The 24,365-nt window shown below is 57.1% G+C and carries 24 protein-coding genes; 3 read left to right on the forward strand and 21 right to left on the reverse strand.

Annotated features, from left to right (window positions below):
- Nucleotides 1–60: 60 nt before the first annotated feature.
- From HVZ37_RS15855 to HVZ37_RS15870, 4 genes are all read right to left on the reverse strand, one after another.
- Entirely contained in the window at nt 61–960 is a 900-nt protein-coding gene (locus tag HVZ37_RS15855) for a Dyp-type peroxidase (RefSeq protein ID WP_104446821.1), read from the reverse strand.
- 95 nt (nt 961–1,055) lie between these two features.
- Nucleotides 1,056–1,631: an RpoE-regulated lipoprotein gene (locus tag HVZ37_RS15860; protein WP_042999896.1), complete on the reverse strand. Its 576-nt coding sequence runs from the start codon at nt 1,629–1,631 to the stop codon at nt 1,056–1,058.
- Between the two features lie 60 nt (nt 1,632–1,691).
- Nucleotides 1,692–2,141, reverse strand: coding sequence for a DUF2919 domain-containing protein (locus tag HVZ37_RS15865; RefSeq protein WP_181627713.1), 450 nt, complete (start codon nt 2,139–2,141; stop codon nt 1,692–1,694).
- On the reverse strand, nt 2,128–2,553 hold the full coding sequence (locus HVZ37_RS15870; RefSeq protein WP_042317665.1) for a GNAT family acetyltransferase: 426 nt from the start codon (nt 2,551–2,553) through the stop codon (nt 2,128–2,130). The genes HVZ37_RS15865 and HVZ37_RS15870 overlap by 14 nt, the downstream gene beginning before the upstream one ends.
- Before the next feature lie 211 nt (nt 2,554–2,764).
- Here HVZ37_RS15870 and amiA point away from each other — a divergent pair, with 211 nt between their 5' ends.
- Nucleotides 2,765–3,634 carry an N-acetylmuramoyl-L-alanine amidase AmiA gene (gene amiA / locus HVZ37_RS15875; protein WP_042999894.1) on the forward strand — a complete coding sequence of 290 codons (870 nt, stop codon included), beginning with the start codon at nt 2,765–2,767 and terminating at the stop codon, nt 3,632–3,634.
- Between the two features lie 2 nt (nt 3,635–3,636).
- Nucleotides 3,637–4,536, forward strand: coding sequence for an oxygen-dependent coproporphyrinogen oxidase (hemF, locus tag HVZ37_RS15880; RefSeq protein ID WP_042999893.1), 900 nt, complete (start codon nt 3,637–3,639; stop codon nt 4,534–4,536).
- Between the two features lie 57 nt (nt 4,537–4,593).
- Here hemF and eutR read toward each other — a convergent pair whose 3' ends face one another.
- The 17 genes from eutR to eutS all read right to left on the reverse strand — a co-directional run bounded on the left by eutR (nt 4,594) and on the right by eutS (nt 19,364).
- Nucleotides 4,594–5,646 carry an HTH-type transcriptional regulator EutR gene (gene eutR, locus HVZ37_RS15885; protein WP_042999892.1) on the reverse strand — a complete coding sequence of 351 codons (1,053 nt, stop codon included), beginning with the start codon at nt 5,644–5,646 and terminating at the stop codon, nt 4,594–4,596.
- A gap of 47 nt (nt 5,647–5,693) precedes the next feature.
- Complete coding sequence (gene eutK / locus HVZ37_RS15890) at nt 5,694–6,200, reverse strand: ethanolamine utilization microcompartment protein EutK (RefSeq protein WP_042999891.1); 507 nt, start codon at nt 6,198–6,200, stop codon at nt 5,694–5,696.
- Between the two features lie 12 nt (nt 6,201–6,212).
- Entirely contained in the window at nt 6,213–6,872 is a 660-nt protein-coding gene (eutL, locus tag HVZ37_RS15895) for an ethanolamine utilization microcompartment protein EutL (RefSeq protein WP_042999890.1), read from the reverse strand.
- A gap of 9 nt (nt 6,873–6,881) precedes the next feature.
- Nucleotides 6,882–7,775: an ethanolamine ammonia-lyase subunit EutC gene (gene eutC / locus HVZ37_RS15900; protein ID WP_042999889.1), complete on the reverse strand. Its 894-nt coding sequence runs from the start codon at nt 7,773–7,775 to the stop codon at nt 6,882–6,884.
- Between the two features lie 20 nt (nt 7,776–7,795).
- The gene (eutB, locus tag HVZ37_RS15905) at nt 7,796–9,157 is read right to left on the reverse strand and encodes an ethanolamine ammonia-lyase subunit alpha (protein WP_181627714.1); all 1,362 of its coding nucleotides are present in this window, start codon (nt 9,155–9,157) and stop codon (nt 7,796–7,798) included.
- A gap of 11 nt (nt 9,158–9,168) precedes the next feature.
- Nucleotides 9,169–10,572 carry an ethanolamine ammonia-lyase reactivating factor EutA gene (eutA, locus tag HVZ37_RS15910; RefSeq protein WP_090050530.1) on the reverse strand — a complete coding sequence of 468 codons (1,404 nt, stop codon included), beginning with the start codon at nt 10,570–10,572 and terminating at the stop codon, nt 9,169–9,171.
- Complete coding sequence (gene eutH, locus HVZ37_RS15915) at nt 10,569–11,795, reverse strand: ethanolamine utilization protein EutH (RefSeq protein ID WP_044268321.1); 1,227 nt, start codon at nt 11,793–11,795, stop codon at nt 10,569–10,571. The genes eutA and eutH overlap by 4 nt, the downstream gene beginning before the upstream one ends.
- A 123-nt stretch (nt 11,796–11,918) precedes the next feature.
- Complete coding sequence (eutG, locus tag HVZ37_RS15920; protein WP_042999885.1) at nt 11,919–13,106, reverse strand: ethanolamine utilization ethanol dehydrogenase EutG; 1,188 nt, start codon at nt 13,104–13,106, stop codon at nt 11,919–11,921.
- Nucleotides 13,096–13,935 carry an ethanolamine utilization protein EutJ gene (eutJ, locus tag HVZ37_RS15925; RefSeq protein ID WP_042999884.1) on the reverse strand — a complete coding sequence of 280 codons (840 nt, stop codon included), beginning with the start codon at nt 13,933–13,935 and terminating at the stop codon, nt 13,096–13,098. The genes eutG and eutJ overlap by 11 nt, the downstream gene beginning before the upstream one ends.
- A gap of 10 nt (nt 13,936–13,945) precedes the next feature.
- Nucleotides 13,946–15,349, reverse strand: coding sequence for an aldehyde dehydrogenase family protein (locus HVZ37_RS15930; protein WP_042999883.1), 1,404 nt, complete (start codon nt 15,347–15,349; stop codon nt 13,946–13,948).
- A gap of 11 nt (nt 15,350–15,360) precedes the next feature.
- Nucleotides 15,361–15,648 carry an ethanolamine utilization microcompartment protein EutN gene (gene eutN / locus HVZ37_RS15935; protein WP_042317652.1) on the reverse strand — a complete coding sequence of 96 codons (288 nt, stop codon included), beginning with the start codon at nt 15,646–15,648 and terminating at the stop codon, nt 15,361–15,363.
- A gap of 77 nt (nt 15,649–15,725) precedes the next feature.
- Nucleotides 15,726–16,016 carry an ethanolamine utilization microcompartment protein EutM gene (gene eutM / locus HVZ37_RS15940; protein ID WP_000387720.1) on the reverse strand — a complete coding sequence of 97 codons (291 nt, stop codon included), beginning with the start codon at nt 16,014–16,016 and terminating at the stop codon, nt 15,726–15,728.
- A 36-nt stretch (nt 16,017–16,052) separates the two neighbouring features.
- Entirely contained in the window at nt 16,053–17,069 is a 1,017-nt protein-coding gene (gene pta / locus HVZ37_RS15945) for a phosphate acetyltransferase (RefSeq protein ID WP_042999882.1), read from the reverse strand.
- Nucleotides 17,066–17,869 (reverse strand): ethanolamine utilization cob(I)yrinic acid a,c-diamide adenosyltransferase EutT, encoded by an 804-nt coding sequence (gene eutT, locus HVZ37_RS15950; protein ID WP_042999881.1) that lies wholly within the window; start codon nt 17,867–17,869, stop codon nt 17,066–17,068. The genes pta and eutT overlap by 4 nt, the downstream gene beginning before the upstream one ends.
- Complete coding sequence (eutQ, locus tag HVZ37_RS15955) at nt 17,866–18,558, reverse strand: ethanolamine utilization acetate kinase EutQ (RefSeq protein ID WP_061069793.1); 693 nt, start codon at nt 18,556–18,558, stop codon at nt 17,866–17,868. Before eutQ ends, eutT begins: the two co-directional genes overlap by 4 nt.
- Nucleotides 18,536–19,015, reverse strand: coding sequence for an ethanolamine utilization acetate kinase EutP (eutP, locus tag HVZ37_RS15960; protein WP_061069792.1), 480 nt, complete (start codon nt 19,013–19,015; stop codon nt 18,536–18,538). The genes eutQ and eutP overlap by 23 nt, the downstream gene beginning before the upstream one ends.
- A gap of 13 nt (nt 19,016–19,028) precedes the next feature.
- Complete coding sequence (gene eutS, locus HVZ37_RS15965) at nt 19,029–19,364, reverse strand: ethanolamine utilization microcompartment protein EutS (protein WP_042317647.1); 336 nt, start codon at nt 19,362–19,364, stop codon at nt 19,029–19,031.
- Nucleotides 19,365–19,707: 343 nt separating this feature from the next.
- On the opposite strand from eutS, the gene HVZ37_RS15970 reads away from it, so the two are divergent.
- A complete protein-coding gene (locus HVZ37_RS15970; RefSeq protein WP_346654976.1) occupies nt 19,708–23,538 on the forward strand; it encodes an RHS element core protein in 3,831 nt (1,276 codons plus the stop codon).
- Nucleotides 23,539–24,365 lie beyond the last annotated feature (827 nt).

Below are 24,365 nucleotides of genomic sequence, written 5' to 3' on the forward strand. Positions count from 1 at the left end.
CCCCGCCGGGGCGGGGACACTATTTTTATGCTGGTCGTAGCGACGTGCGTAAGCGGAAAATTACAGTGCCAGCAAACGGTCCAGCGACGGCGCAAAGTAATACCCGCCGGTCACCGGTTTGGTGAAGCGCAGCATGGCGTCACGTTTTCCGTCGGTGTCGCCAAACATGCTCAGCAGTTGCTGTTCAATGTTATGCAGACGCGCACAGTAGGCGCAGAAATAGAGACCATGAGTACCGCTGACGGTGCCGTATGGCAGGCTCTGGCGAACAATTTTCAGCCCTTTGCCATCTTCTTTCAGATCCACACGGCTCAGGTGCGACGTTACCGGGCGATCGTCGCCATCGATCTCTTCGTTGGCTTCTTTGGTACGCCCGATCATCATCTCCTGATCGTGAATACTCATGCGGTTGAGCTGCTTCAGATTGTGTTCCCAGCGCTGAACAAAGACGTAGCTGCCACCCGCATCCACGCCGTCTTTGATGACCGCCACTTCGCGGCGCGTCTCTTCCCCTGCCGGGTTTTCCGTACCGTCGACAAAGCCGCTGAGATCACGCTCTTCCACCCAACGGAAACCGTGGATCTCTTCCTGGACCTCAATGCAATCGCCGAAGGCTTCCATCGCCGCCTGAGCGACAGAGAAATTCACATCGTGACGCAGAGAAAGAATGTGGATCAGCACATCGTACTGGGTCGCCGGGGCCAGGCCTTTACCGTAAGGGATAAAGTCTTTCAGCTCTTCAGCCCCCACTCCGCCGCTCAGGGCGCGCCAGGTGTTGTTGCCGAAGGCCACGACCGCACCCAGATGGGCGTCCGGGAATGTCGCCTGGAAGGTCGCCAGTTTATCGGCGAACGCTTTGCTGGCACCACGCAGGGCATCAACGTCGCCTTTTACATTCGCTTCAATCCAAATCGCCGCACGGCAATGCTCTGGCAAAATGCCACTCTGAACCTGAGACATCATTCCTCCTGAAAAATGAGAATGCCACGCAATCGTGGCATTGATGGGCGTTATTTTACCCTGTTTTTACGTTCGAGGGTTTGTTCAGACGCAAATTAACGACGCCAGATAATTTTGCTCACTTTCCACGCTTTCAGCGTATCGTCCGGCGGCATTAACCCTTCAGGCCCCTTCCATTCACCGGTAAAGAGATAGCTGATGTGTTGACTGCCTTCGGCTTTACATTCTACTGCGCTCTGCTCAGCGTGGCTGGCAGGCTGACAATTGCCGAACGCTTTGCTGTAGAGGTCGCTAAACGGTGTGCCAATTTCAACGCCCGCGTCGGAAGGAATCCCGCTATCCAGGACATCAATGCGGCTGATGTTTCCCTGCTCGCCGTGAATGACCATCGCCACCTTGTCGCCGTTCATGGCTTCGAAAAAGCGCACCACATTGCCATTCTCGGTCTTCATGCCACTGCGCAGGCGATAGTCGCCGTCCAGCGCATCGGCAATGGCCTGTTCATTTAGCGGCGTCGATGCCGTGAGTGCGCCAACGCCCTGTTCGGTTACTTCTGTCGATGAACCAAACCAGTTCCACGGATTGGCGGCAGACCAGTTTACCGACGACAGCGTCGAACAGCCGGTCAGCACCAGCGGCATAGCACATAACACTACACGCAGCGATTTCATCTCACTTCCTTTCATTAATGATCAACGTTACCTGGAGTCCGGCTTCACTAAAAAGTTCCGTTATTCTTTCTCCAGAGTAAAACAGGCGCTCATCCGTCGGTTGGTCAATAGCCACAAAAGCGCCACGATATCCGCCACCACCAGCGCCAGACCCGCGCCATTGACAGGATCGCCATTGCACCAGAGAACGGGCTGCCAACAGAGCAGCACCACCTGCGCAACAATCAATAGCAGTCGCAATGCCTGCCATAAACGCGGAAAAGTGTAACGTCGCCCGCTCAGTAAAAATGCGAGCACGGCAGGAATGCCGGGTAGCAGCCCCAGCCAAAAGTTGTCGTGATCGGGATAAAACAGATTCAGCAGCGCAGTACCCTGCTCGCGAGAAGAACCGGCGATCACAAACAGCACCCAGGTCCGCGCCTGAAGCAGCAGCACAAGCCAGAACAAAAAGGGCAGACGCAAATGGCCGTGGCCGTCGTAATCTGCAGGATGAAACTCAATATTCTTCATCTTCGATCAGGCGTTTTCCGAGACACAGCACGTCGGAATGCTCATAGCCGAGTCGTTCATACATCCCCAACACCACGTCGTTATCTTCACGCACCATGATCTGAATCTTCGGGCAACCGCGCGCAATGAGTTTTTTCTCAAGCCGGTTAAGCAGCGCATTGGCGATGCCGCGACCGCGAAATTCCGGGTGCACGCCAAGATAATAGGCCGATCCGCGATGACCGTCGTAGCCGCCCATCACCGTCCCCACCACTTCCCCGTTTACTTCCGCAACGAGAAACAGGCTAACGTCATGGTTCACCTTCCGCTCGATATCCATTTCCGGGTCATTCCACGGACGCAACAAATCGCAGCGCTCCCAGAGGGTGATCACCTCTTCGAAATCTTCCTGGCGAAAAACGCGTATCTCCATGGTATTGAGGCCCTTTTCAAGGTTAAAACTCCGATTATGGCGCGAACGCCCCATTTAGCCAATATCTGACGCGAAACGGCGGAAAAAATGGCATAATAGCGGATTGTCACGTATTGAAATGAAAAGTAAAACAATTCTCAACATCAAGCGTCGTAACGGATTACGCGATACGATATAACATCAGGACTCTTTTTTTTACAACTCAGGCCGTATGAGCACTTTTAAACCGCTAAAAACTCTCACATCGCGCCGCCAGGTGCTGAAAGCCGGACTGGCGGCACTGACATTAACAGGGATGGCGAACGCCACAGCCAAAGAAGCCCCACTGAAAACCAGCAATGGTCACAGTCAGCCTGCCACGAAAAAATCAGGTGGCAAGCGCATTGTCGTGCTGGACCCGGGCCACGGCGGTATCGACACCGGCGCCATTGGCCGCAACGGCTCCAAAGAAAAGCATGTTGTGCTGGCGATTGCGAAAAATGTGCGTTCCATTTTGCGCAGCCAGGGGATCGACTGCCGCCTAACGCGTTCGGGCGATACCTTTATTCCCCTGTACGACCGCGTCGAAATCGCCCACAAGCACGGCGCGGATCTGTTTATGTCAATCCACGCGGACGGCTTTACCAATCCCAGCGCGGCGGGCGCGTCGGTGTTTGCCCTCTCCAATCGCGGGGCCAGTAGCGCCATGGCGAAATACCTTTCCGACCGCGAAAACCGCGCCGACGAAGTCGCCGGTAAGAAAACGACCGACAAGGATCACCTGTTGCAACAGGTGCTCTTTGACCTGGTACAGACGGATACCATCAAAAACAGCCTGACGCTGGGGTCACATATTCTCAGGAAGATCAAACCGGTACATAAACTGCACAGCCGGAATACGGAACAGGCGGCGTTTGTGGTGCTAAAATCACCGTCAATCCCGTCGGTACTGGTTGAAACCTCGTTCATCACCAATCCGGAAGAGGAGCGACTGCTGGGCACCACGGCATTTCGTCAGAAGATCGCCACCGCCATCGCTAATGGTGTGATCAGCTATTTCCATTGGTTTGATAATCAGAAAGCCCATTCGAAGAAACGGTAATCATGAAACCCGATGCTCTACGCGTAAAACAGTTCCTGCTGAACCTGCAGGATGCCATTTGCCAGCAGCTCACCGCCATTGACGGCGCGGAGTTTGTCGAAGATAGCTGGCAGCGTGACGCGGGCGGCGGCGGAAGGAGTCGGGTGCTGCGTAACGGCGGCATCTTCGAACAGGCTGGCGTCAATTTTTCTCACGTACACGGTGACGCCATGCCAGCATCGGCCACGGCCCATCGCCCGGAACTGGCAGGACGCAGTTTTGAAGCGATGGGCGTGTCGCTGGTCGTGCACCCGCTCAACCCTTATATTCCCACCAGCCATGCCAACGTGCGTTTTTTTATTGCCGAAAAGCCGGGTGCCGACCCGGTCTGGTGGTTTGGCGGCGGTTTTGACTTAACGCCCTACTACGGCTTTGAAGAAGACGCCATTCACTGGCATCGCACCGCGCGCGATCTGTGTCAGCCGTTTGGCGACGATGTCTATCCACGTTACAAAAAGTGGTGCGATGACTATTTCTTCCTCAAACATCGCAACGAGCAGCGTGGCATCGGCGGGCTGTTTTTTGACGATCTGAACACGCCGGATTTTGCCCACTGTTTCGCCTTCATGCAGGCCGTCGGCGAAGGCTATACCGAGGCGTATCTGCCGATCGTTGAGCGCCGCAAGGCGATGAACTGGGGTGAACGTGAGCGTAACTTCCAGCTCTATCGTCGCGGTCGTTACGTGGAGTTTAATCTGGTGTGGGATCGTGGCACCCTGTTTGGGCTTCAGACCGGCGGGCGCACAGAATCCATCCTGATGTCGATGCCGCCGCTGGTGCGTTGGGAATACGACTGGCAGCCGGACGCTGGCAGTCCGGAGGCCGCTCTCAGCGATTTTATTCAGGTGCGTGAGTGGGTGTAATTGCCTGATGGCGGCTTACGCCTTACCAGGCCTACAATCCATTGCAGCCTGCGTTCATCACATCCACTGGCGCATACGCTGGTGCAACGTCAGCGACGGCTTCTCGGCAAACAATTGCTGGTAGTCGGTGGCGAACTGCCCTAAATGCCAGAACCCCCACTGCATTGCCGCATCCTTGACCGTGGTACTCTGCGACCACGGGCTGATTAATTCCCGTCGCACCGCATTCAGGCGGATCCTTTTCAGCCACGCATTCGGTCCAATCCCCAAAATGGCGTGAAATGCATTCTGCAACGTACGACGGCTGACGTGAAGCTGGTTGCAGAGGTCGAGTACCGTCAGCGGCTCCGACATATTTTCCAGCACATACTCACGCGCCCGGGAGAGCAGTTTGCGGTAGCCCTGGTGGCTGATACTCTCCGCCGAGTTGATAGGATGCGCGTCCTCCAGCATCATGCCCATCGCCAACAACAGATTATCCCCCAGCACCTTACGCACTGCGGGTTGATGAAGATTCTCCGGGTTCTCGCTAAAAGTCGCCAGCGCCTGCTGGACAAAGCCCCACAGCGCCGCCTTGTGCTGCTCTTTGACCTCCAGCGCCGACTGGTTGCGCAGCATATGCAGCACCCTTTCCGGATTATGTAAAAACTGTGCCTGACGGGAAATCACATCCTCTGAAATCACTACCCCGAGAATCGTGTAATCATCCGGCGTGCTCAGCTCGAACTCCGTACCGCCCGGGCGGGTCGCAATCTCGGCGCTGCCGAGACACTGTGCGCCAATAAATCCCTGCTCGCCCCGCGTGGCCGGAATGCCAAACCAGAACGAATTCGGCCACACCAGGCATGACTGACGCAGCGCCAGTCCGGTGTATTCGCGAAAAACCTGAATGTCATCGAGCAAGATTTCCGTGAATTCACCATGAAACTTCCCCGGATGCAGTTGATCGTAAATCTGCTGCCAGGCAGTGATGGTCAGGGCGTGCTCATAAACATCCGTGGTCCGCCGCTGGTGAACGTTGTCCACTTCCACCTTTGGCGTGAGTTTAACGTCTTCGGGTAACGCTTCATGATAAAGATGGTGCAAACTGGCTGAACGGGTCTTTTTCATGATCTTTTATGCCGGACGCCTGGTAAGACGCCCGGCCCTCCGACAGGTTAATTTTTTAAGCGATAGCGACTACTGCGTTTACGCAACGCCCCGTCAGTGAAGAGCTGTTCCAGTGCGTTTCTGGCCTCTTCAAGCGGCCAGCCAAAGTGCGCGGCGACCTCTCCTGCCGTCATTCCCTGACGCGCTGTAGCGAGCTGCGCCAGCAGCGCGTCGGCGTATTCAGACCGTACAGGTGCTTCAGGCTTCGGCGCTATCTTCTGCTCAGGGGATTTCGACGCGCGCTTAAATCCGCCGATCAGCCACTGGGTGTCGTCTTCTGGCCGACCAATTTCTTTGCGGCTGATGACGCGGCCTGTCCGCTGTGCTGCGGCGCTTCCGGCATCCAGCGCCGCACGACACGCCGCCAGATCGCCTTCCACCACCAGCGTCACTTTACCCGGGTCAAGCACTTCATGACTCAGCAGGTTGACATTAGCCGCCTTCAGCATGGCATCCGCCGCGTCCACGGCGGCAACCATGCCCTCCACTTCCAGTAACCCCAGTGCATTGATCATTGATGACCTCCGTTACGCGCGCTGAACAGGATTACGGGCGATGTCCAGAACCGCATCGGCAAAGGCATTACAGGCAGCTTTACAGGCAGCCTGGCTACCGGTCAAAAACGCCGCCGAGTAGTTAGTTTCTGACGGAGGCGGCACGTAGGTCACCAGTTGAACATCGGCGGATTTCATTGCCGCATCAATGCCATACGTTGCTTCCAGCGGCGGTGCCACCAGATAAGCCAGCGGATCGCCCAGCGCGATCCCTGCCGTTGACGACAGATAAGAGCCGGTACGCGACACCACATGCGCCAGGAACGCGGTGTTTTCCGCATCGTTCGCCCACTGGAACGCCGCGCCGCCTTCGATATGCGCCACCATCGCATCCAGCCCGGCGCGCACTTCCGCCGGGTTTGGACCGCCCAACATAATCAACACTTCACCGGCTGTCGGCGACGGCCCATGGGCCGCCCCGGCGTACAGCGAACGGCCATACACCACTTCAACCATCGCCTGTTTTGTCGCTTCGTCTGCGGCAATATACGTCACGTCATCAGAATCTGCCGTGATGAGACCGAGGCTACGTATATGCGACGGTAATTTAAGTTCGCGTGCAAACCCGTCGTTCACGGAAGCAATCACGCGCATCGCGCTGACCGACGGTCGAATCAAATCTAATGCTGGCATGATGCCTCCTTAACGGGTCATGTTAATGCCGGACGCTTTCTGCTCCAGCATGCGTTTGGCCAAATCCACGATGACAGCAGCGGCTTCTACCGGCGGCGTACCGCCCTGGTGGATGTTGGAAATACAGGTACGGTCGGCCTCCACCGTCGTCGCCACGCGCGGTGAATAGACCGCGTAGCAGGAGAGACTCTCCGACTGCCCCAGTCCTGGACGTTCACCGACCAGCAGAATCACCACTTTCGCTCCGAGGATCTCGCCGATCTGGTCTTCAATCTTCACGCGGCCATAGCGGACAAAGAACGGTGTCCCGACCTTCAGCCCGGCCTGCTTCAGACCGGACAGCAGCGGTGGCAGGATCTCTTCATAGTTCGCGGTGATCGCATCGGTAGACAGGCCGTCAGACACCACCACCTGAACATCCGGATTTGCGACGCACTGCGATTTCAGCGCCTCTATGGCTTCCTGACTCAAACGGCGGCCCATATCCGGGCGCGTCAGGTAGAGATTTTTGTCGCTGATTTCCGAACGCACTTCCAGCAGTCCCTGCGCTTTCACCCACTCTTCCGGCACCTCTTTCAGTACGGTGTCTTTTGAGCGTGAGTGGTCGGCGAGAAAACGCAGCAGCGCCTGAGTGCGTGGACGCGGACCGGCACGCCCGGTGCAAACGCGCGCTGCGGTACTGCGCCGCAGTTCGGTCAGCACCTCTGCGCGATGCGGGTTCTCCACGCCAATCCAGGCTTTTGCTTCAGCGGAGCCCAGATCCAGCGCGCAGCTCTCTGTAGTCGACGGTGCCGCACACTGAGGTTTGTCGCAGGACTGCGACGGGGCGGCGGTCTGCGGCTGTGTCTGTCCCATTGACGCCATTACGCTGCGTACAATTTCTTCAATCTGTTTTTGATCCATTGTTTGTCATCCCCGCGTCATCAGAAGAACAGTGACGGATCGCCCGCCCGTTTGGTCAGGCGACCGTTTGCCATAATGCCCATCGTTTCCAGCCAGCGTTCAAACTCCGGCGACGGACGCAGATTCAGCAACTGGCGTACGGTCGCCGTATCGTGGAAGGCGGTGGTCTGGTAGTTGAGCATGATGTCGTCGCCAAGCGGCATACCCATGATGTAGTTACAGCCCGCGGTGGCGAGCAGAATCATCAGGTTTTCGTTGAGGTTCTGATCGGCATCGGCATGGTTGGTGTAGCAGCAGTCACAGCCCATCGAGATGCCGCTCAGCTTGCCCATAAAGTGATCTTCCAGACCGGCACGAATAATCTGGCGGTCATTGTAGAGATACTCCGGCCCGATAAAGCCCACCACGGTGTTCACCAGGAATGGATCGTAATGACGCGCCAGGCCGTAGTTACGTGCTTCCATCGTTACTTGGTCCGCCCCGAAGTTCGCCCCGGCGGAAAGCGCCGAACCCTGTCCGGTTTCGAAATACAGGCAGTTTTCTCCGGCGATCCGGTTAAACTCCGCCCCTACCGCACGCGCTTCGTCCAGCATTGCCAGCTCTACGCCGAACTCTTTTAAGCCCTTTTCACTGCCGCAGATACTCTGGAAGATCAGTCCACCCGGCGCACCGCGACGGATCGCTTCAATCTGCGTGGTAACGTGCGCCAGCACACAACCCTGGGTCGGGATGTTGAACTTGTCGATCACCCCATAAACCGTGTCCAGTACGCGGCTTAAGTTCTCCACATCGTCGGTCACCGGGTTGACGCCAATCACCGCATCGCCGGCACCAAAAGAGAGCCCTTCGTAGATTTGCGCGGCAATACTCTGCACATCATCACGGGTATCGTTCGGCTGCAGACGACAGCTGAAGGTGCCCGGAATACCGATCGTGGTGTTGGCCTTTTTGATCACCGGCATTTTCTTGCCGCCGTAGATCAGATCGGCGTTAGAGCAGATCTTCGCCACTGCCGCCACCACTTCCGAGGTCAGTCCTTTACGCGTAAAGGCAATATCATCAACCGAGGTGTCATCGCTCAGCACATGCTCACGCAGCTCGCTGATGCTCCAGTTCTTAATGCGGTTGTAGGCCGTTTCGTTGACATCGTCCTGAATCAGGCGTGTGACGCAATCCTCTTCATAGGAAATCACCGGGTTATTGCGAATATTCGCCACCGTCATTTCCGACAACACCTGTTTCGCCGCGACACGCTCCTGCGAGCTTTGCGCCGCGACGCCGGCCAGCACATCCCCCGAACGCAGTTCGTTGGCTTTTGCCAGCACCTCTTTTACATCCTTAAACTGATAAACATTGCCGAACAATGTGGTCTTTAGTTTCATAAGTCGTTCCCTCAGGAAGGAAATGCGAGTGATTTCACCGTCACCGGCACAACCGATCCGCCAAACAAAGGCGTACCAATGTCGATATAGTCGCCCGCCCGGACAATCACTTCGTCAATGACCGCCAGCGGGAGTTGCTGTAACTGTGGGCGCAACAGCATGCCCAGCGCTTTACCAAAGTCCTGCTCGGCCACCACCAGCAGGGGATGCGGATTCGGGTAACGCGCGATGAAGGCCAGCAGCGCGTCGATGACCGTAAGTAATGCGGCGTAACGCACCGGTAGCGAGGCGGGAAGCGCCAGTACGTATGCGTCAGTCTGTGGATCCAGATCGAGCTGCGTCAGCGCTTGTTGCCACGCGCCAACCAGATCGGCGTCATCCATCGGGATCGCCACCGGCAGATTGCGCAGCGGCAACTGAACCCCTTCCAGCCAGATGGTGCTGCCCGAGAGCGACAGCGTGTGCGCCCCTGCGCCAATCACCGTAGCGCGCACGGTCTGCGCCGGAAACTGCACGTTCATCGCACGCAGACGCGGATGCTCATGCAGCGCCGTCGCCAGCAGCGGCCCAATATCAGAAAAGCAGAACGGATCGGCAGGCAGATTGCGATAGCACTCTCCCACGCCGCCGGACAGGGTGATGACCTCCGGCTTCGCGTCCGCTGGCAGTAACCCGGTTTGCATCAGCGTTTGCGCCAGCGGCGACAACGCGCCGTCGATCACTTCTACGATCAGACTCGCCATCCGCTGCGCCACCAGCCCTAACTGCGCGACGGTCAGTGAACGGGCATCGGTACCCACCCCGAATACCTCATCGACAATCTTCTGACCGGGTTGATGGGCATGTACGACGCGCCCTTGACCGTCGGTCTCCAGCAGACGCCCGCCGACGTTCAGACAGGCGGTGCCGCTCACCTTTCCGGCATCAAACAGCGCATAGTTCGAAGTGCCGCCGCCGATGTCGATGTTCAGCACCCGGCACATCCGCTGTTCAGACAGGGTTTGCGCCCCGGCGCCGTGACCGGCAATCACCGATTCCAGATGCGGTCCGGCACTGGCAACCACAAAGTCACCGAGCGACTGGGAGAGTGTCATCACCGCCGGGCGCGCGTTGCGGGTTTTCGCGCTCTCGCCGGTGATGATGATGGCTCCTGAATCAACCGATTCCGGCGCGATCCCCGCCGCCTGATACTGCGCGAGGATCAGCGCTTTAAGGTCGTCCTCCCGTAACCCGCCCTGCTTATCGACGGGGGTAAAGAAGACCGGGCTTTGCCAGCTAATGTCGCGTTTGATGAATTCGTAACGGGGCACCTGCGACACTGCCGCACGGTTAACCAGTTCCAGGCGCGAGAAGATCACCTGCGTGGTCGTGGTGCCGATATCGATACCGACGCTCAATAGCTGGCGCGTGTTCACGATTGCGCCTCCATTTCCGTTTCTGCCGGAACGTTTTCATCTTTTGGCACCAGCATCATGGCCACGCCAATCGCCGTAACACCGCCAATCAATTTGCCGACAATCATCGGGAAGATCATGGCGTTCATGTTGGCCGCCGCGAAGCCTAAGTGGTCACCCAGCGCGAAGGCTGCGGAGACGGCGAAGGCGCAGTTGATCACTTTGCCGCGGGTATCCATCTGCTTCATCATGCCGAACATCGGGATGTTATTCGCCAGTGTCGCCACCATGCCGCCAGCTGCCATATTGTTGATTTTCAACAGGCTTCCGACGCGCATCAGCGGTTTCTCAAACCAACGGGTCAGTAACAGCACCATCGGATACGCCCCGAGCAGTACGCAGGAGATAGAACCGATCACTTCAATGGCACGCATCACTTCACCGGGGGTGTCGCCAGGTGCCATAAAGATGGGGTCGAGACCGGGGATCAGCTCCCAGCCCAGCAGGAACTTGATGACTGCCGCGGCGAGACCAATGGTGATCAGCGCAACGAGAAATTTGGCGAAGATCTGGAAGCCGTTGATCATTTTTTCCGGGATGAATTTCAATCCCAGCGCCACCAGCACGGCGACGATAATCACCGGGATCATGTTCATCAGGATCAGCGCGAAGGTGAACTCGACCGGTTGTCCGTTGATCTCAACGCCCGAATACATCGCGACCAGACCACCGGCAATACAGCCGATAGGGATCGTGACAATGCCTGCCAGCACCCCAAGCGCCAGATAACGGCGGTCAGACGGCTCGATAATGCCCAGCGCAACGGGGATAGAGAACACGATGGTGGGCCCCATCATTGCCCCCAGAATCAATCCCGAATAGAGCCACGCCGCGACGTCGCCACCCGCCAGCTCTTTGGCAAGGAAGAAGCCGCCCATATCGCACGCCAGCAGCGTTCCGGCGAACATGGATGGGTTCGCGCCAAGCATTTCATACAGCGGAATAATCACCGGCCCGAGCAGTTTGGCTAACACCGGCGCCAGCGCGGTCATACCGACCATCGCCAGTCCCAGAGCGCCCATCGCCATAAACCCTTCTTCGAACTGACCGCCGGATCCCTCAATACTTTTGCCGAACTTCCCGAGGAAACGCGCCGACCCGCCGAACTGCGACAGGATCCTGTCCACGGCGGCAATCAGCATAAAGAACATCATGATGTACATGATGATTTCGTTAATTCCCATACCCTTATCTCCATTTGCCAGGTTTTTCGTAGACCGGATAAGCACAGCGCCATCAGGCAATGATGCCGCGTTTTGCCGGATGGCGGCGCGAACGCCTTATCTGGCCTACGTCCTGGTATGCTTTTATTGTGCCGCCGCGTACAACTCGATAATGTTGCTCTGCGTGGCGGTGCGTGGGTTGCTGCGTATACAAATATCCTCCAGCGCGGCTTGCGCCCAGACGCTGTAGTGTTCTGGTTTTGCGCCGACATCAGCAAGCCGTTTGTTCAGGCCCACCTCCGCAATCAGTTCGCTGACGGCGGCGATAGCGTCGCGATCGTCTGCTTTCTTATTTGTCAAGGCGCGTCCGATATGGCTAAAGCGTTCGCGACACACCATACGGTTAAAGCCCATCACCGTTGGCAGCAGCATGGCGTTCGCCTGGCCGTGCGGAATGTGCAATGTGGCGCCAGGCTGATGCGCCATCGCATGACACAGCCCCAGCCCGGCGCTGGAAAACGCCATTCCTGCCATGCAGGAGGCCAGCAGCATGCTCTCCCGTGCGGCGAGGTCGTGACCGTAGCCCACCGCTTTCGGCAGCGATTTACCAATCATTGCAATTGCGCCAATCGCCAGGCTGTCGGTAAACGGCGAGGCATTCAGCGCACTGTATGCCTCAACCGCGTGCGTCAGCGCATCAATCCCGGTCATTGCCGTCACATGAGGCGGTACGCCTTCAGTCAGCGCGGCATCAAGGATTGCCACGTCCGGCATCAGCGTCGCATGTGCCAGCACCTGCTTGCGTCCTGTCGCCGCGTCGATAATCACCGTTACGTTCGTGGTTTCCGATCCGGTTCCGGCGGTGGTGGGGACAGCAATCAACGGCAGTCGCGGGCGTAAGCTGCTGTATTCCGTCATCTGGGCCAGCGTCTGATGTGGATTCGTCACCAGCAGGGCGACAGCTTTTGCCGCATCCAGCACCGAACCGCCGCCAAAGGCAACAACGCCGTCGCATTTTGACTCGCGCAATTGGGCGACCGCTGCGCAGACGTCGGTGATGCACGGCTCACCCATCGGACACGGCCAGACCGTCATCGCCACGCCTTTCATCGCCAGACTGCGCTCTAACGACGCGGTCATCCCCGCCTGATGCAGGAAACTGTCGACCATCACGAACAGATGGCTTAAGCCTCGCGATTGCGCTTCCTGTCCGCAGGAACTGAGCGCCCCGAGCCCGCACAGCGTGACCGGCGGTACGCTGAACGTTTTCATGCGTTGCAGATTCAGGGTATCGAATGCCTGAAAGAGCGCCGTCTGCAATTCAGCTTGCATAGATTCCCTCCGCTTTCTCTCTCCCGCTGTTGGCGATCGCCAGCGGTGTCATAAACAGGCTATGCCGGGGCAGATGTACCTGGAGTTCAGGAAAGCGCTGGCGAAACAACGCCTCTACGCCCGGTTGCATACAAGAGCCGCCCGCCAGCCATAAATCGGCTATTTCTTGTCCTTCGATATGACGAGCAACGATCTCCGCCATTTTCTCGTAGACCGGTTTCACCACCGGCCAAATCTCCTGCGCGTTGCTGCGCTTGACCTGCTCGGCCTCTTCCAGCTCGATGCGCCGGTTTCCGGCCAGCGTCAGCGAAATGTGGTGGCCGCCCGTCGCTTCATCCGCCGAGTACGTCACTTTGCCCTGTTTGACGATGGCGATCCCGGTCGTGCCGCCACCGATATCCACGACACCGGCGTTATCCAGTTGCAGCAGATCGGCGACCGCGGTTGGTTCATCCAGCACATGGCTGACCTCCAGCCCGGCAGATTCCAGCACGTTGATGGAGATGCGCGGGTCGGTGCCCGGCGGGAACGACGTCGCCGCGTGGGTAAACCGGCTGCCGAGCTGTTGTTCGAGCGTATCGAGATGGCGGCGCACAATAGTGACCGCACCGAAGAAATCCCAGACGATGCCGTCGCGCACGACGTCAGCCCAGTCAAGACACACCGCGACCGGCTGTCCGTCACCGTCGACAACCATCGACACCACGTCGCAGGTGCCGAGATCAACACCCAGCCACAGCGCGGAATCGCTCGTCGCAGGCGCCTGATTACACAGGTCAGCGGCTTTTTGCAGTCTTGGCGTGAGCCAATTTTCTTCGTCGTGCGCCATCATTCATCCCTTATACAATTCGAAACGCATCCACCAATACACAGCGACGCAGACGCACAAACGTACGCGCGCTGGTCACCCCTTCCCCGGTTGGCGTGGTGATGGTCATGGTGGTCCAGCCTTCACCGCCCAGCCCCAGCCCGGCAATGCACGGTCCATTCTTGACAAAGATGCTGGTATCAATGGCGTTCGCCATCCGGTTCATGTTGTCGATGTTGCGTGAGTGCATCGCAGCGGTATGGTGGCAGCCGCCTTCCAGTTGCACCGCCAGCGCAATCGCCTCGTCGACATTTGCCACCCGCACCACCGGCAGAACCGGCATCATCAGTTCCGTGACGGCAAAAGGATGCGTGGCTGACGTTTCAACAAACAGCAGACGGGTTTGCGGCGGAACTTGCAGGCCAATGGCGGCGGCGATTTTTGCCGCGTCGCGTCCGACCCAGTCACGACTGACAGTGCCTTTGCCGCGTTCATCGATATTTTTCAGCAGCACCGGCTGGAGCTGTTCGGCCTGTGCGGCGCTCAGTTTCACTGCCTGCTGGCCTTCCATCAGGCGCATCAGCTCATCCGCCACGCTATCGACGACAATCAGTACCTTTTCATCCGCGCAAATGATGTTGTTATCGAAAGAAGCGCCTTTGACGATGGATTGTGCAGCCCGCGCCAGATCCGCCGTCTCATCGACGACCACCGGCGGATTACCGGCACCGGCGGCAATCAGACGTTTATTGGTGTGTTTGCGGGCAGCGTCGACCACCGCTTCGCCGCCGGTGACGACCAGCAGACCAATGCCTGGGTACTTAAACAACCGCTGTGCGGTTTCAATATCCGGGTTCGCCACGGTCACCAACAGGTTTTCCGGGCCACCCGCCGCCACCACCGCCTGGTTAAGTAGTGTGATAGCGCGTTGTGAAACGCCTTTCGCCGCCGGATGGGGAGCGAACACGACGCTGTTACCCGCGGCAATCAGGCTGATGGCGTTATTAATCACCGTCGCCGCCGGGTTAGTAGATGGCGTCACTGAGGCGACGACGCCCCACGGCGCATTTTCGATCAGCGTCAGGCCGTTATCGCCGGTGAGTACCTGCGGCGATAAGCACTCCACGCCCGGCGTCCCGCGAGCCTGTGCCACATTTTTGGCAAATTTATCGTCGACGCGTCCCATGCCGGTCTCTGCGACGGCAAGTTCCGCTAATTCTTTGGCATGCTTTTCGCCCGCTTCACGGATGGCGTGAATGGCAAGCTGGCGCATCGCCACGCTCTTCAGCCCCTGCTGAGCGACTTTTGCTGCCGCCACCGCATCATCCAGGGAGGCAAAGACGCCCATTTCATGAACGGCGGTCGCGGGTTGACTGCTGTCTTTCATTTTCAGCAGTACCGCTTTCACCACCTGTTCAATATCCTGTTGATTCATGATGTTCAGTCCTATTTGTGGAATATCACCTGACCGCCAGCCACCACTTCATCGACGATACCAATCACGCACAGATCGACAGGGGACGCTTCGCTGCGATGCGCCTGGCGAGCAGAACTGCCGCTAACCAGCAGCACCCACTCCCCGGTTCCCGCCCCGATGCTGTCAATGGCGACGGCACACTGCCCGTCGGGATTTCCCTGGGCATCGATCATCTCCACCATCAGCAATTTGTCGTGTGCCAGTCCCTGATGGCGTACGGTACAAACGATTTGTCCTGTGACGACTGCCAGTTTCATACCCGCCTCCGTGGGTTACGTTGTGCTGCGATCCTGTAGGCCGGATAAGCGCAGCGCCATCCGGCCCCCAGTCCTGCTTAGATGTTGCTGTCGCCTTTGAAGCTGATCGGGAAGACTTCTTCCAGATCGCCATGCGGACGCGGAATCACGTGAACGGAGACCAGTTCGCCGATACGCTGTGCCGCTGCGGCACCGGCATCTGTTGCTGCTTTGCAGGCCGCGACATCGCCACGAACCATCGCAGTCACCAGACCGCCGCCAATCTGTTTCACACCAACCAGCTTCACGCGTGCGGCTTTTACCATCGCATCAGAGGCCTCAATCAGTGCAACCAGGCCCCGGGTTTCAATCATTCCTAAAGCTTCCATTGTGTTTTCCTCTCATGGGGTCCAGAACGGGACCATTTATACAACCAGGGTTTGTGAGTCACGTTCGCGTCTCACGTCAGTCTGGCGCGGCATGGCTGCCACCAACGCCAGTTCGATAATTTCCTGTACGCTACAGCCTCGCGAAAGGTCATGAAGCGGTGCGGCAAGCCCCTGAATCAGCGGCCCGACGGCACGATACCCCCCCAGACGCTGGGCGATTTTGTAACCAATATTGCCGGCCTCCAGTGACGGAAAAACCATCACGTTGGCGTTACCGCGCAAAGGGCTGGCGGGCGCTTTTTGCGCAGCGACCTCCGGCACAAAGGCGGCGTCAAACTGCAATTCGCCATCCACCAGTAGCGTGGGCGCACGTTCGCGAACAATCTCCGTAGCCTGCTGCACGTTCGCCACACAGGGATGACGGGCGCTCCCCTGACTGGAGAATGACAGCATCGCCACACGCGGTTCTTCACCGGTGATGGCGCGCCAGGTGTCGGCGCTGGCGATCGCGATATCTGCCAGTTGCGCCGCCGTCGGCTGCGGCACCACGCTGCAGTCGGCAAACCCTAACGCGGGTCCGACGTACTGCGGCAGCATCAGGAAAATGGACGACAGCGTTTTACATCCCGGCTGCAGGCCAATAATGCGTAAGCCCGCACGCAGCACGTTAGCTGTGGATGAAAGGTTGCCAGCGATACAGACATCCGCCTGGCCTGCGCTTACCATCGCCGCAGCAAACATCAGCGGGTCATTGAGTTTCTCAAGGGCATCCGGCGGCGTTTTCTCTCCAGACCGGGCGAGCCAGCGCTGGGCGAACGCTTCACGCATCGCCAGATTGCTGTACGGGTCGATAACCTGAATACCGTCCAGCGCCACCCGATGTGTGAGGGCAAACTGGCGCAGTGCGAACGGACTGGCCACCAGAATGGGGTGCGCCAGACCGTGCTGTTGCAGGTAATGCGCCGCTTTCAGCACGCGTTCGTCTAACGCATCCGGAAAGACCACCCGGGCCGGCGCCTGCTGAGCCCGTTCACGGGCGCGTTCAATGATCATTGTTCACCTCCCAGTCGCTGTTGGATCTGGTTGACGGTGAGTGGGTGTTTGGTGACACACAGAATCATCATCACGTAGACCGCGCTGGAGAGACGGTTCAGCGCCTGCAAAATATCCGGGCGCAGGACGTCAAATCCGCGGGTGATAAAGACCTGGGCGGCGATCGTTTCCGTCTCGCGAATTTTGGTACGTAGCAGATTCAGCAGCGCGGACTCACGACCATGACTGGCTTCAGGTACCAGATGATCGTGCTCCAGATAACGCAACGGTTGATGGGAAAGACGATGCAGGTCATCCTCGTTCAACCCAACGATGGACTGTGCCGCCAGGGGTTCATCCATCGCATCGGCGCGCATAATGTTGCCCAGCCGCGAACGAATATCCGCCAGCCAGGGCTGCCACGGCTCCGCCAGTTCGATTTGCAGCCACACCGCCAGCGCGATGGTGCTGTCCAGCGCGGCGCGAAAGCCCAGACGCGGATCGCTTTTGGCGACCATTTTGTCCGCCGTCAGGTGGGTCAAGGTGTCAGGCTTTTTCGCCACCGGCTGGCGACACAGTTCACAGCAGGCCTGGGGATGCGTATCGCTACTGGTTAACCCGTGCACCGGCTGCGGCTGCTGTTGCTCGTCGTCGACAAACAGACTGCCCTGCTCATCCAGAAACTTGATGCGCAGATGACGGCCTTCCAACAGTTCGCGGGCAGAGGGCGTCAGGCGAGCGTCAGCGGGGAGATGGATTTCCGCCCCTTCGCTGAGCGTATGGTTCGCTCTGAGCCATGCTTCGGTGATGAAATCTTTCATACCGATTGCCAGTTCGCAGGCCACGCAACGTACAGGAAGCGCACGGTCGTCGGCGTGCCAAATTCAATGCTCGAGCCTTTCGGGATGAACATGACGTCCCCGGCTTTAGCGATCATCGTTTCGCCTTCATGGCGCACATGCAGTTCTCCGTCGAGCACCATGTCGATTTCGTCGTAGTTCAGCGTCCATGGGAAGAATGCGTTATCCCACTGCATGAACCCGGCGGCCATACTGCTGCCATCCTGCTCGGTGACGAGATCGGTCAGGCCTACGCAGTGTGGCTGCGCACCATCGAAGCGGCCAAACTTAACGCTGCTGCCGTCGATCACTTTGATGCCGCCTTTGCCGGTCACCGAGTGAAAACCCGGTTGCATCTCGCCCTGCTCCAGCGACTGTTTTTCCTTCAGCACCTTGTCCATCAGCTGTGAAACCAGACTCTCGGTAAACTGCCCTTCTGGTAGTTGCGCGATGATAGTTTCACGAATGCGCTGGGTTTCAGATTTGGCCTCGTCGACACTGCACGCTGCCGTTGGCGCGGATCCCTCGCGCTCCACAATCGTGATGCCCAGTAACTCCGCGACTTCACGGGCTTCCGGAGTGATGATGCTGGCGCGCAGCACCACCGACATCTCTTGTTCGCCTCGTGCGTGCGCCGCACGTATATCGTTAGCTGTGATAAGTTTTTTCACCTGCCCCTTCCTCCTTTTGGCTGAGCTCAGTCAGATAGTCCACCAGGTGCTGCACGCTTTGCGGGTCATGGCTGTTGAGCTCGAAAATCGGCCCCTGAAACCCAATTCCGCGCAGTAATTCCCGCGTTGCGGTTACGTCGGCATCCGGCATATCCGTTTTGCTGATCACGGCGATGTGTCGTTTACTGGCACCGATATCTAACAGCCCGGCAGGTAAGCGACTTTCTTTGTCATTGGCCGCATGGACATAAATCAACGTATCTACATCCTGCAGCGTAGTAATTAAGGCGTGATACCAGCGGGGATGACTAAAATATTCCCCCGGCGTATCGATATCGCCATTTTCATTAAATTCCACGGCCTGGGTTTTTCTGGCGAGGGAATAATTTCCCTGTAATGCATTAAAAAGCGTTGTTTTTCCCGCGCCGACAGTGCCAACAAACGCAATACGTTTCATGAACACCTCAAAATTAGCTTTTCGTCAGGTCGCAGAGCGTGAAATTTAATAACCGACCCAGCCCGCTGACCGTTTGCAATAAGGCCTCTTCTACCGCGCCAACCGAGCCGTAGATCACCAGCGCGCCGCTGAATCTGTCGAGAAAACCGATGTGTACGTCAGCCGCCTTCATCGCCAGATCGCCGGCAATCATGGCCGTTTCACCCGGCGTCAGGGTCATAATGCCAATGGCACCTGCTTCGGGAACGCCGATCTTTTTCGCCAGTTCTTCACCTGGATGCGCAATGAGATGCGCCAGCGTGACCTGTTTGCCCGGCACAAATTCCTGAATGATGCGTTCTTTATCCATTGCTCACCGCCTGTGTTAAGACTGGGCTTATCGTGGCAATTTTTTGTCAGGGTAAATAACAAAATTCGGCAAGGTGATTTAAAAGGTGAAGTGGATCACTAATAATGGGGTCGTATTTTTGGAAGTCTCACTGCCGAAATGGCAGAACATTCTTTTGGCCGCCGCAATCAATCAAAAAGAACATTCCTTTAACTTATCTAAATAAATTCTTGGTTTTATCTTTTCTTTAAACGTGAAACTTTATTTTCTGCTTCAGAAATTTATTGTGTATCCATCGCGGGAATGACAACAAAAGGGACTGAGCATGAGTGGAAAACCGGCGGCGCGTCAGGGCGACGGCACCATGAAGGGTGGCCCGATAATCCAGGGCTCGGCGGGCGTGATGATTGGCGCACCTACCGGTGTGGCCTGTTCGGTCTGCCCGGGAGGGATGACTTCCGGTAACCCGGTCAATCCGTTGCTGGGTGCCAAAGTCCTGCCCGGCGAAACCGATTTCGCCCTGCCGGGTCCGTTACCGTTTGTGCTCTCCAGAACCTACAGCAGCTACCGGACAAAAACGCCTGCCCCGTCGGGCATCTTCGGCCCCGGCTGGAAAGCGCCCTTCGATATCCGCTTACAAATCCACGATAACGAACTGATAATTAACGATAACGGCGGCAGAAGCATCCACTTTGAGCCGCTGTTTCCCGGTGAAACGGCCTTCAGCCGCAGCGAATCGCTCTGGCTGGCGCGGGGCGGCGTGCCGGCGCTGCATGAAAGCAATCCGCTGCACACACTGTGGCAGTCGTTGCCGGAAGACATTCGCACCAGTCCACACGTGTATCTGGCAACCAACAGCGTTCAGGGACCGTGGTGGATCCTGGGCTGGTCTGCGCGCGTACCGGGAGCGGAGGAACCCTTACCTGCCCCGCTGCCGCCGTACCGGACGCTGACGGCTCTGGTGGACAATTTAGGGCGGAGAATGGTCTTCCATCGTGCCGCTACCGGTGATGCAGCCGGGGAAATCAGCGCCGTGACGGACGGTGCAGGCCGCCGCTTCCGGCTGGTGCTGACCACGCAGGCGCAGCGGGCAGCACAGTACCGGAAGCAGGTAACCGCCAGTGGCACAAAACCCCTTCCCTTCCCGGATGCTCTGCCCGCCACCGCGTACGACACGGACAACGGCCTTCGTCTGGCAGAAGTATGGCTGACCCACGACCCGGAATACCCGGACACTCTGCCCGCCGCGCCGCTGGCGCGATACGACTATTCCCCGCGTAGCGAACTGGCAACGGTATACGACCGCAGCGGCACGGCAGTACGCCATTTTACGTATGACCCGCCGCATCCGGGACGCATGGTGGCACACCGTTATGCGGGCAGACCAGAGATACGCTATCGCTATGACATCGCCGGGCGGGTAACGGAACAGCGTAACCCGGAAGGCTTAAGCTATACCTACTCGTATGAACAGAACCGCGTCATTATCACCGACAGCCTGAACCGCCGGGAGGTGCTTTACACCGAAGGCGAAGGCGGGCTGAAGCGGGTAGTGAAACAGGAACGCTCCGATGGCAGCGCCATTCACAGTGAATACGACCCGGCAGGGAGACTTATTGCGCAGACCGATGCGGCGGGCCGTAAGACGGAATACCGTCTGAGTCCCGGCTCCGGCCAGTTAAAAGAAATCGTCGCGCCAGACGGCAGGCGTACTGAATTTTATTACAACAGCCAGCGCCAGTTGACGGACACCGTATACCCGGACGGCCTGCAAAGCCGGCAGGAATACGACGTTCAGGGCAGACTCACCGCCGACACCCTGCGCGACGGCAGCACCACCCGCTGGTTTTATGACAACCCGCACAGCGAATACCCGTCCGCCACCGAAGATGCCACCGGCAGCCGGAAACAGATGACGTGGAGCCGCTACGGGCAGTTGCTGAGCTTCACCGACTGCTCAGGCTACCAGACCCGTTACGAATATGACCGCTTCGGTCAGGTCACTGCCCTTCATCAGGAAGAAGGCCTCAGCCAGTACCGTGCTTACGATGACCGGGGCAGACTGGTCAGCCAGAAAAATGCACAGGGCCATGAGACCCGCTATGAGTACAGCATCGCGGGCGACCTGATGGCGGTCACTGGCCCGGACGGCGTACGCACGGAGACGCAGCATGATGCCGCAGGACACCCGGTGAGCACCACCACTGGCGACCTGACACGCCGGGTAGAATACGATGCCGCAGGTCGTGTGACGCAACTGACCAACGAAAACGGCAGCCACACCACTTTCACTTATGATGTGCTGGACAGGCTGGTGCAGGAAGCGGGCTTTGACGGCAGAACACAGCGTTATCAGTACGGTATTACCGGGCAGCTTATCCGCAGTGAGGATGAAAGCCTTGTCACCCTCTGGCATTACGATGCATCAGACCGCCTGACGCACCGCACCGTCAATGATGAGCCGGCGGAACAGTGGACCTACAACGCGCGCGGCTGGCTGGCCGAAGTCAGCCATCTCAGCGACGGCCACCGCGTCGCCGTGCAGTATGAGTACGATAAACAGGGACGGATGAACCTTGAACGCCAGACGGTGCAGCATCCCGAAACGGGAGAGCTGCTGTGGCAGCACACCACCCGGCACGATTACAGTGATAAGGGACTGCCGGACCGCGTGACACCGGACGCCCTTCCCCCGGTGGCGTGGCTCACGTATGGCAGCGGGTATCTGGCCGGCATGAAGCCCGGCGACACGCCGCTTATCGACTTCACCCGCGACCGCCTGCACCGGGAGACGCAGCGCCGCTTCGGCGAATACGACCTGACCACGGCATACACCCCAGGCGGTCAGCTACAGCGCCATCACCTCAGCATTCTTCAGCTTAACCGCGACTACACCTGGAACAGCGGCGGACAGCTGGTCCGCATCCGCGGGCAGCATGAGCAGCGGGATTATCAGTACGGCGACGCCGGGAGGCTCCTCGGCACACACATTCAGTCGCCCCACCACGACCTGGCGCAGTGGACGTTCACCGACCCGGCGGGCAACCGGACAGCGCAACGGGATAGATACCCGATGCTGCCGGACCATTTCCGGGATAACCGCATCACCCAGGATGTGGAGAATTTTTACCATTATGACGAACACGGCAGGCTGACGGAGAAAGACGAGCGCCGGATACGCCCGCACGGCAGCGTCGTGCATCATTACCGCTATGATAACCAGCACTGGCTGACGCACTACCGCCGGATGCAACAGGGCAACGTGCTGACGGAAAGCCGTTATCTTTACGACCCGCCGGGCCGCCGCGTCAGCAAACGGGTGTGGGCATGTACGGTATTTCACGATGGCTCGTGTTCACAGCCGGCACTGCAGGAAACCGTGTGGTACGCCTGGGATGGCGACCGGCTGACCACCACGCAGACGGACAAAACCCGCATCCAGACGGTGTACCTGCCGGGGAGCTTCACGCCGCTCATCCGTATTGAAACGGCAACCGGAGAACTGACCAGAGCCACCCGCCGCACGCTGGCGGAGAAATTTCAGCAGGAAGCAAACGTGACCTTCCCGCCGGAACTGGTGGCGATGGTGGATAATCTGGAAGCGGAACTACGGCGCGGGGAACTCAGCGAAGCCAGCCGGACGTGGCTGGCACAGTGCGGCCTGACGCCGGAGCAGATGAAAAATCAGCTGGAGCCGATATATATACCGGTAAGAAAAATCCACCTGTACCACTGCGACCACCGGGGCCTGCCGCTGGCACTGATTGACGTTAACGGGGCCATTGCGTGGCGCGCAGAGTTTGATGAATGGGGGAATATGCTGCGGGAAGATAACCCGTATAACCTGCAACAGCTTATTCGCCTGCCGGAGCAACAATACGATGAAGAGACGGGGCTGTACTATAACCGACACCGGTACTACGACCCTGCACAGGGAAGGTATATCACGCAGGATCCGATAGGGTTGATGGGGGGATTAAATCCTTACCAGTATCCACTCAATCCGGTACAGTTTATTGATCCTTTAGGTCTAAAAGACGTAGTTGCTGTTGTTTGGGGACGTAGAGTTTTGGATAAATCTGTTGGCCATGTTTTTTTGGGGGATTCAAATAGTAATGTGTATATGAGTAGCTTCCCAACACCTCATGGGATGCATGGAGTAAATACAACCAAAATTGGGTTAATACCCAAGTAGCCGAAGGACGAACACCTGATGGTATTTATCTTATCTCTGTTCCGGATGATGATTCTTTTGATAAAGCAGCAAAAGATGAGCGAGATAAAGATTCTTGGGATTGGTATTCAAATAATGCAAATGAAACAAATTGCACTGTTCAGGCATATAAGACTTTAAAAGCCGGAGGGGTGAAATTATCCACCCCATGGGTAGCCCCATGGTCTCCAAATGATTTTTTGGATGAAATGAATAATTTATCTAAACAAAAAAATAGTGGGGTAACTAAAATTCCAATGCAATGGTGGGCAATGTATCCTGAATAGATGCTCCTGGTTTCTTATTTTTATGGGGATATATACATGCCCATTATTTTAATTTTTTTGAGGATTGCATTTTGGAAAACGCACTCAAAGTATTGCCAGTGACTTTTGTGTTAATATATACAGTCGCGTTTTTATTGTTATTTGATTTTTCACAGTCATATGAATCGATTTGGATTATTGCGATCATAAACATTCCCTTATCAAGTGTGTTTTACAGTATAATTGGCATTTTTCACATCTCAAGGAATATAATTTTTGATATTGCATTTTTATATATTATAGGGTGCATTCAATATAGTATTATTGGATATATATGTTCTAAAATAATCTATATTTTGGTGATTTTTATAAAAAATAATAAGTGATGCTATTTTCATATAATCAGTATTAGAGCCTATACCAGTAGGCGTAATTGTTGAAGCCTGTTTGAGGCCGGACAGCACGCAAAAACCGAAGCTACACGTAGTACTTGAGGAGTTAGAAGGAGGCTAAACGCTTACAGATATCCTTTAGACCCAATGA

The organism is Citrobacter sp. RHB35-C17, assembly GCF_013816795.1.
Lineage (GTDB): Bacteria > Pseudomonadota > Gammaproteobacteria > Enterobacterales > Enterobacteriaceae > Citrobacter_A > Citrobacter_A amalonaticus.

Bases quoted from the DNA above. Each gene is read 5' to 3' on its own strand.
- eutP (WP_061069792.1), bottom strand. From the start codon at position 19,015: ATGAAACGTATTGCGTTTGTTGGCACTGTCGGCGCGGGAAAAACAACG.
- HVZ37_RS15865 (WP_181627713.1), bottom strand. From the start codon at position 2,141: ATGAAGAATATTGAGTTTCATCCTGCAGATTACGACGGCCACGGCCAT.
- HVZ37_RS15860 (WP_042999896.1), bottom strand. From the start codon at position 1,631: ATGAAATCGCTGCGTGTAGTGTTATGTGCTATGCCGCTGGTGCTGACC.
- eutT (WP_042999881.1), bottom strand. From the start codon at position 17,869: ATGAAAGATTTCATCACCGAAGCATGGCTCAGAGCGAACCATACGCTC.
- eutG (WP_042999885.1), bottom strand. From the start codon at position 13,106: ATGCAAGCTGAATTGCAGACGGCGCTCTTTCAGGCATTCGATACCCTG.
- eutJ (WP_042999884.1), bottom strand. From the start codon at position 13,935: ATGGCGCACGACGAAGAAAATTGGCTCACGCCAAGACTGCAAAAAGCC.
- eutC (WP_042999889.1), bottom strand. From the start codon at position 7,775: ATGGATCAAAAACAGATTGAAGAAATTGTACGCAGCGTAATGGCGTCA.
- eutK (WP_042999891.1), bottom strand. From the start codon at position 6,200: ATGATCAATGCACTGGGGTTACTGGAAGTGGAGGGCATGGTTGCCGCC.
- eutS (WP_042317647.1), bottom strand. From the start codon at position 19,364: ATGGATAAAGAACGCATCATTCAGGAATTTGTGCCGGGCAAACAGGTC.
- eutN (WP_042317652.1), bottom strand. From the start codon at position 15,648: ATGAAACTGGCAGTCGTCACAGGACAAATCGTTTGTACCGTACGCCAT.
- eutM (WP_000387720.1), bottom strand. From the start codon at position 16,016: ATGGAAGCTTTAGGAATGATTGAAACCCGGGGCCTGGTTGCACTGATT.
- HVZ37_RS15970 (WP_346654976.1), top strand. From the start codon at position 19,708: ATGAAGGGTGGCCCGATAATCCAGGGCTCGGCGGGCGTGATGATTGGC.
- eutH (WP_044268321.1), bottom strand. From the start codon at position 11,795: ATGGGAATTAACGAAATCATCATGTACATCATGATGTTCTTTATGCTG.
- HVZ37_RS15930 (WP_042999883.1), bottom strand. From the start codon at position 15,349: ATGAATCAACAGGATATTGAACAGGTGGTGAAAGCGGTACTGCTGAAA.
- HVZ37_RS15855 (WP_104446821.1), bottom strand. From the start codon at position 960: ATGTCTCAGGTTCAGAGTGGCATTTTGCCAGAGCATTGCCGTGCGGCG.
- HVZ37_RS15870 (WP_042317665.1), bottom strand. From the start codon at position 2,553: ATGGAGATACGCGTTTTTCGCCAGGAAGATTTCGAAGAGGTGATCACC.
- hemF (WP_042999893.1), top strand. From the start codon at position 3,637: ATGAAACCCGATGCTCTACGCGTAAAACAGTTCCTGCTGAACCTGCAG.
- eutL (WP_042999890.1), bottom strand. From the start codon at position 6,872: ATGCCAGCATTAGATTTGATTCGACCGTCGGTCAGCGCGATGCGCGTG.
- amiA (WP_042999894.1), top strand. From the start codon at position 2,765: ATGAGCACTTTTAAACCGCTAAAAACTCTCACATCGCGCCGCCAGGTG.
- eutR (WP_042999892.1), bottom strand. From the start codon at position 5,646: ATGAAAAAGACCCGTTCAGCCAGTTTGCACCATCTTTATCATGAAGCG.
- pta (WP_042999882.1), bottom strand. From the start codon at position 17,069: ATGATCATTGAACGCGCCCGTGAACGGGCTCAGCAGGCGCCGGCCCGG.
- eutB (WP_181627714.1), bottom strand. From the start codon at position 9,157: ATGAAACTAAAGACCACATTGTTCGGCAATGTTTATCAGTTTAAGGAT.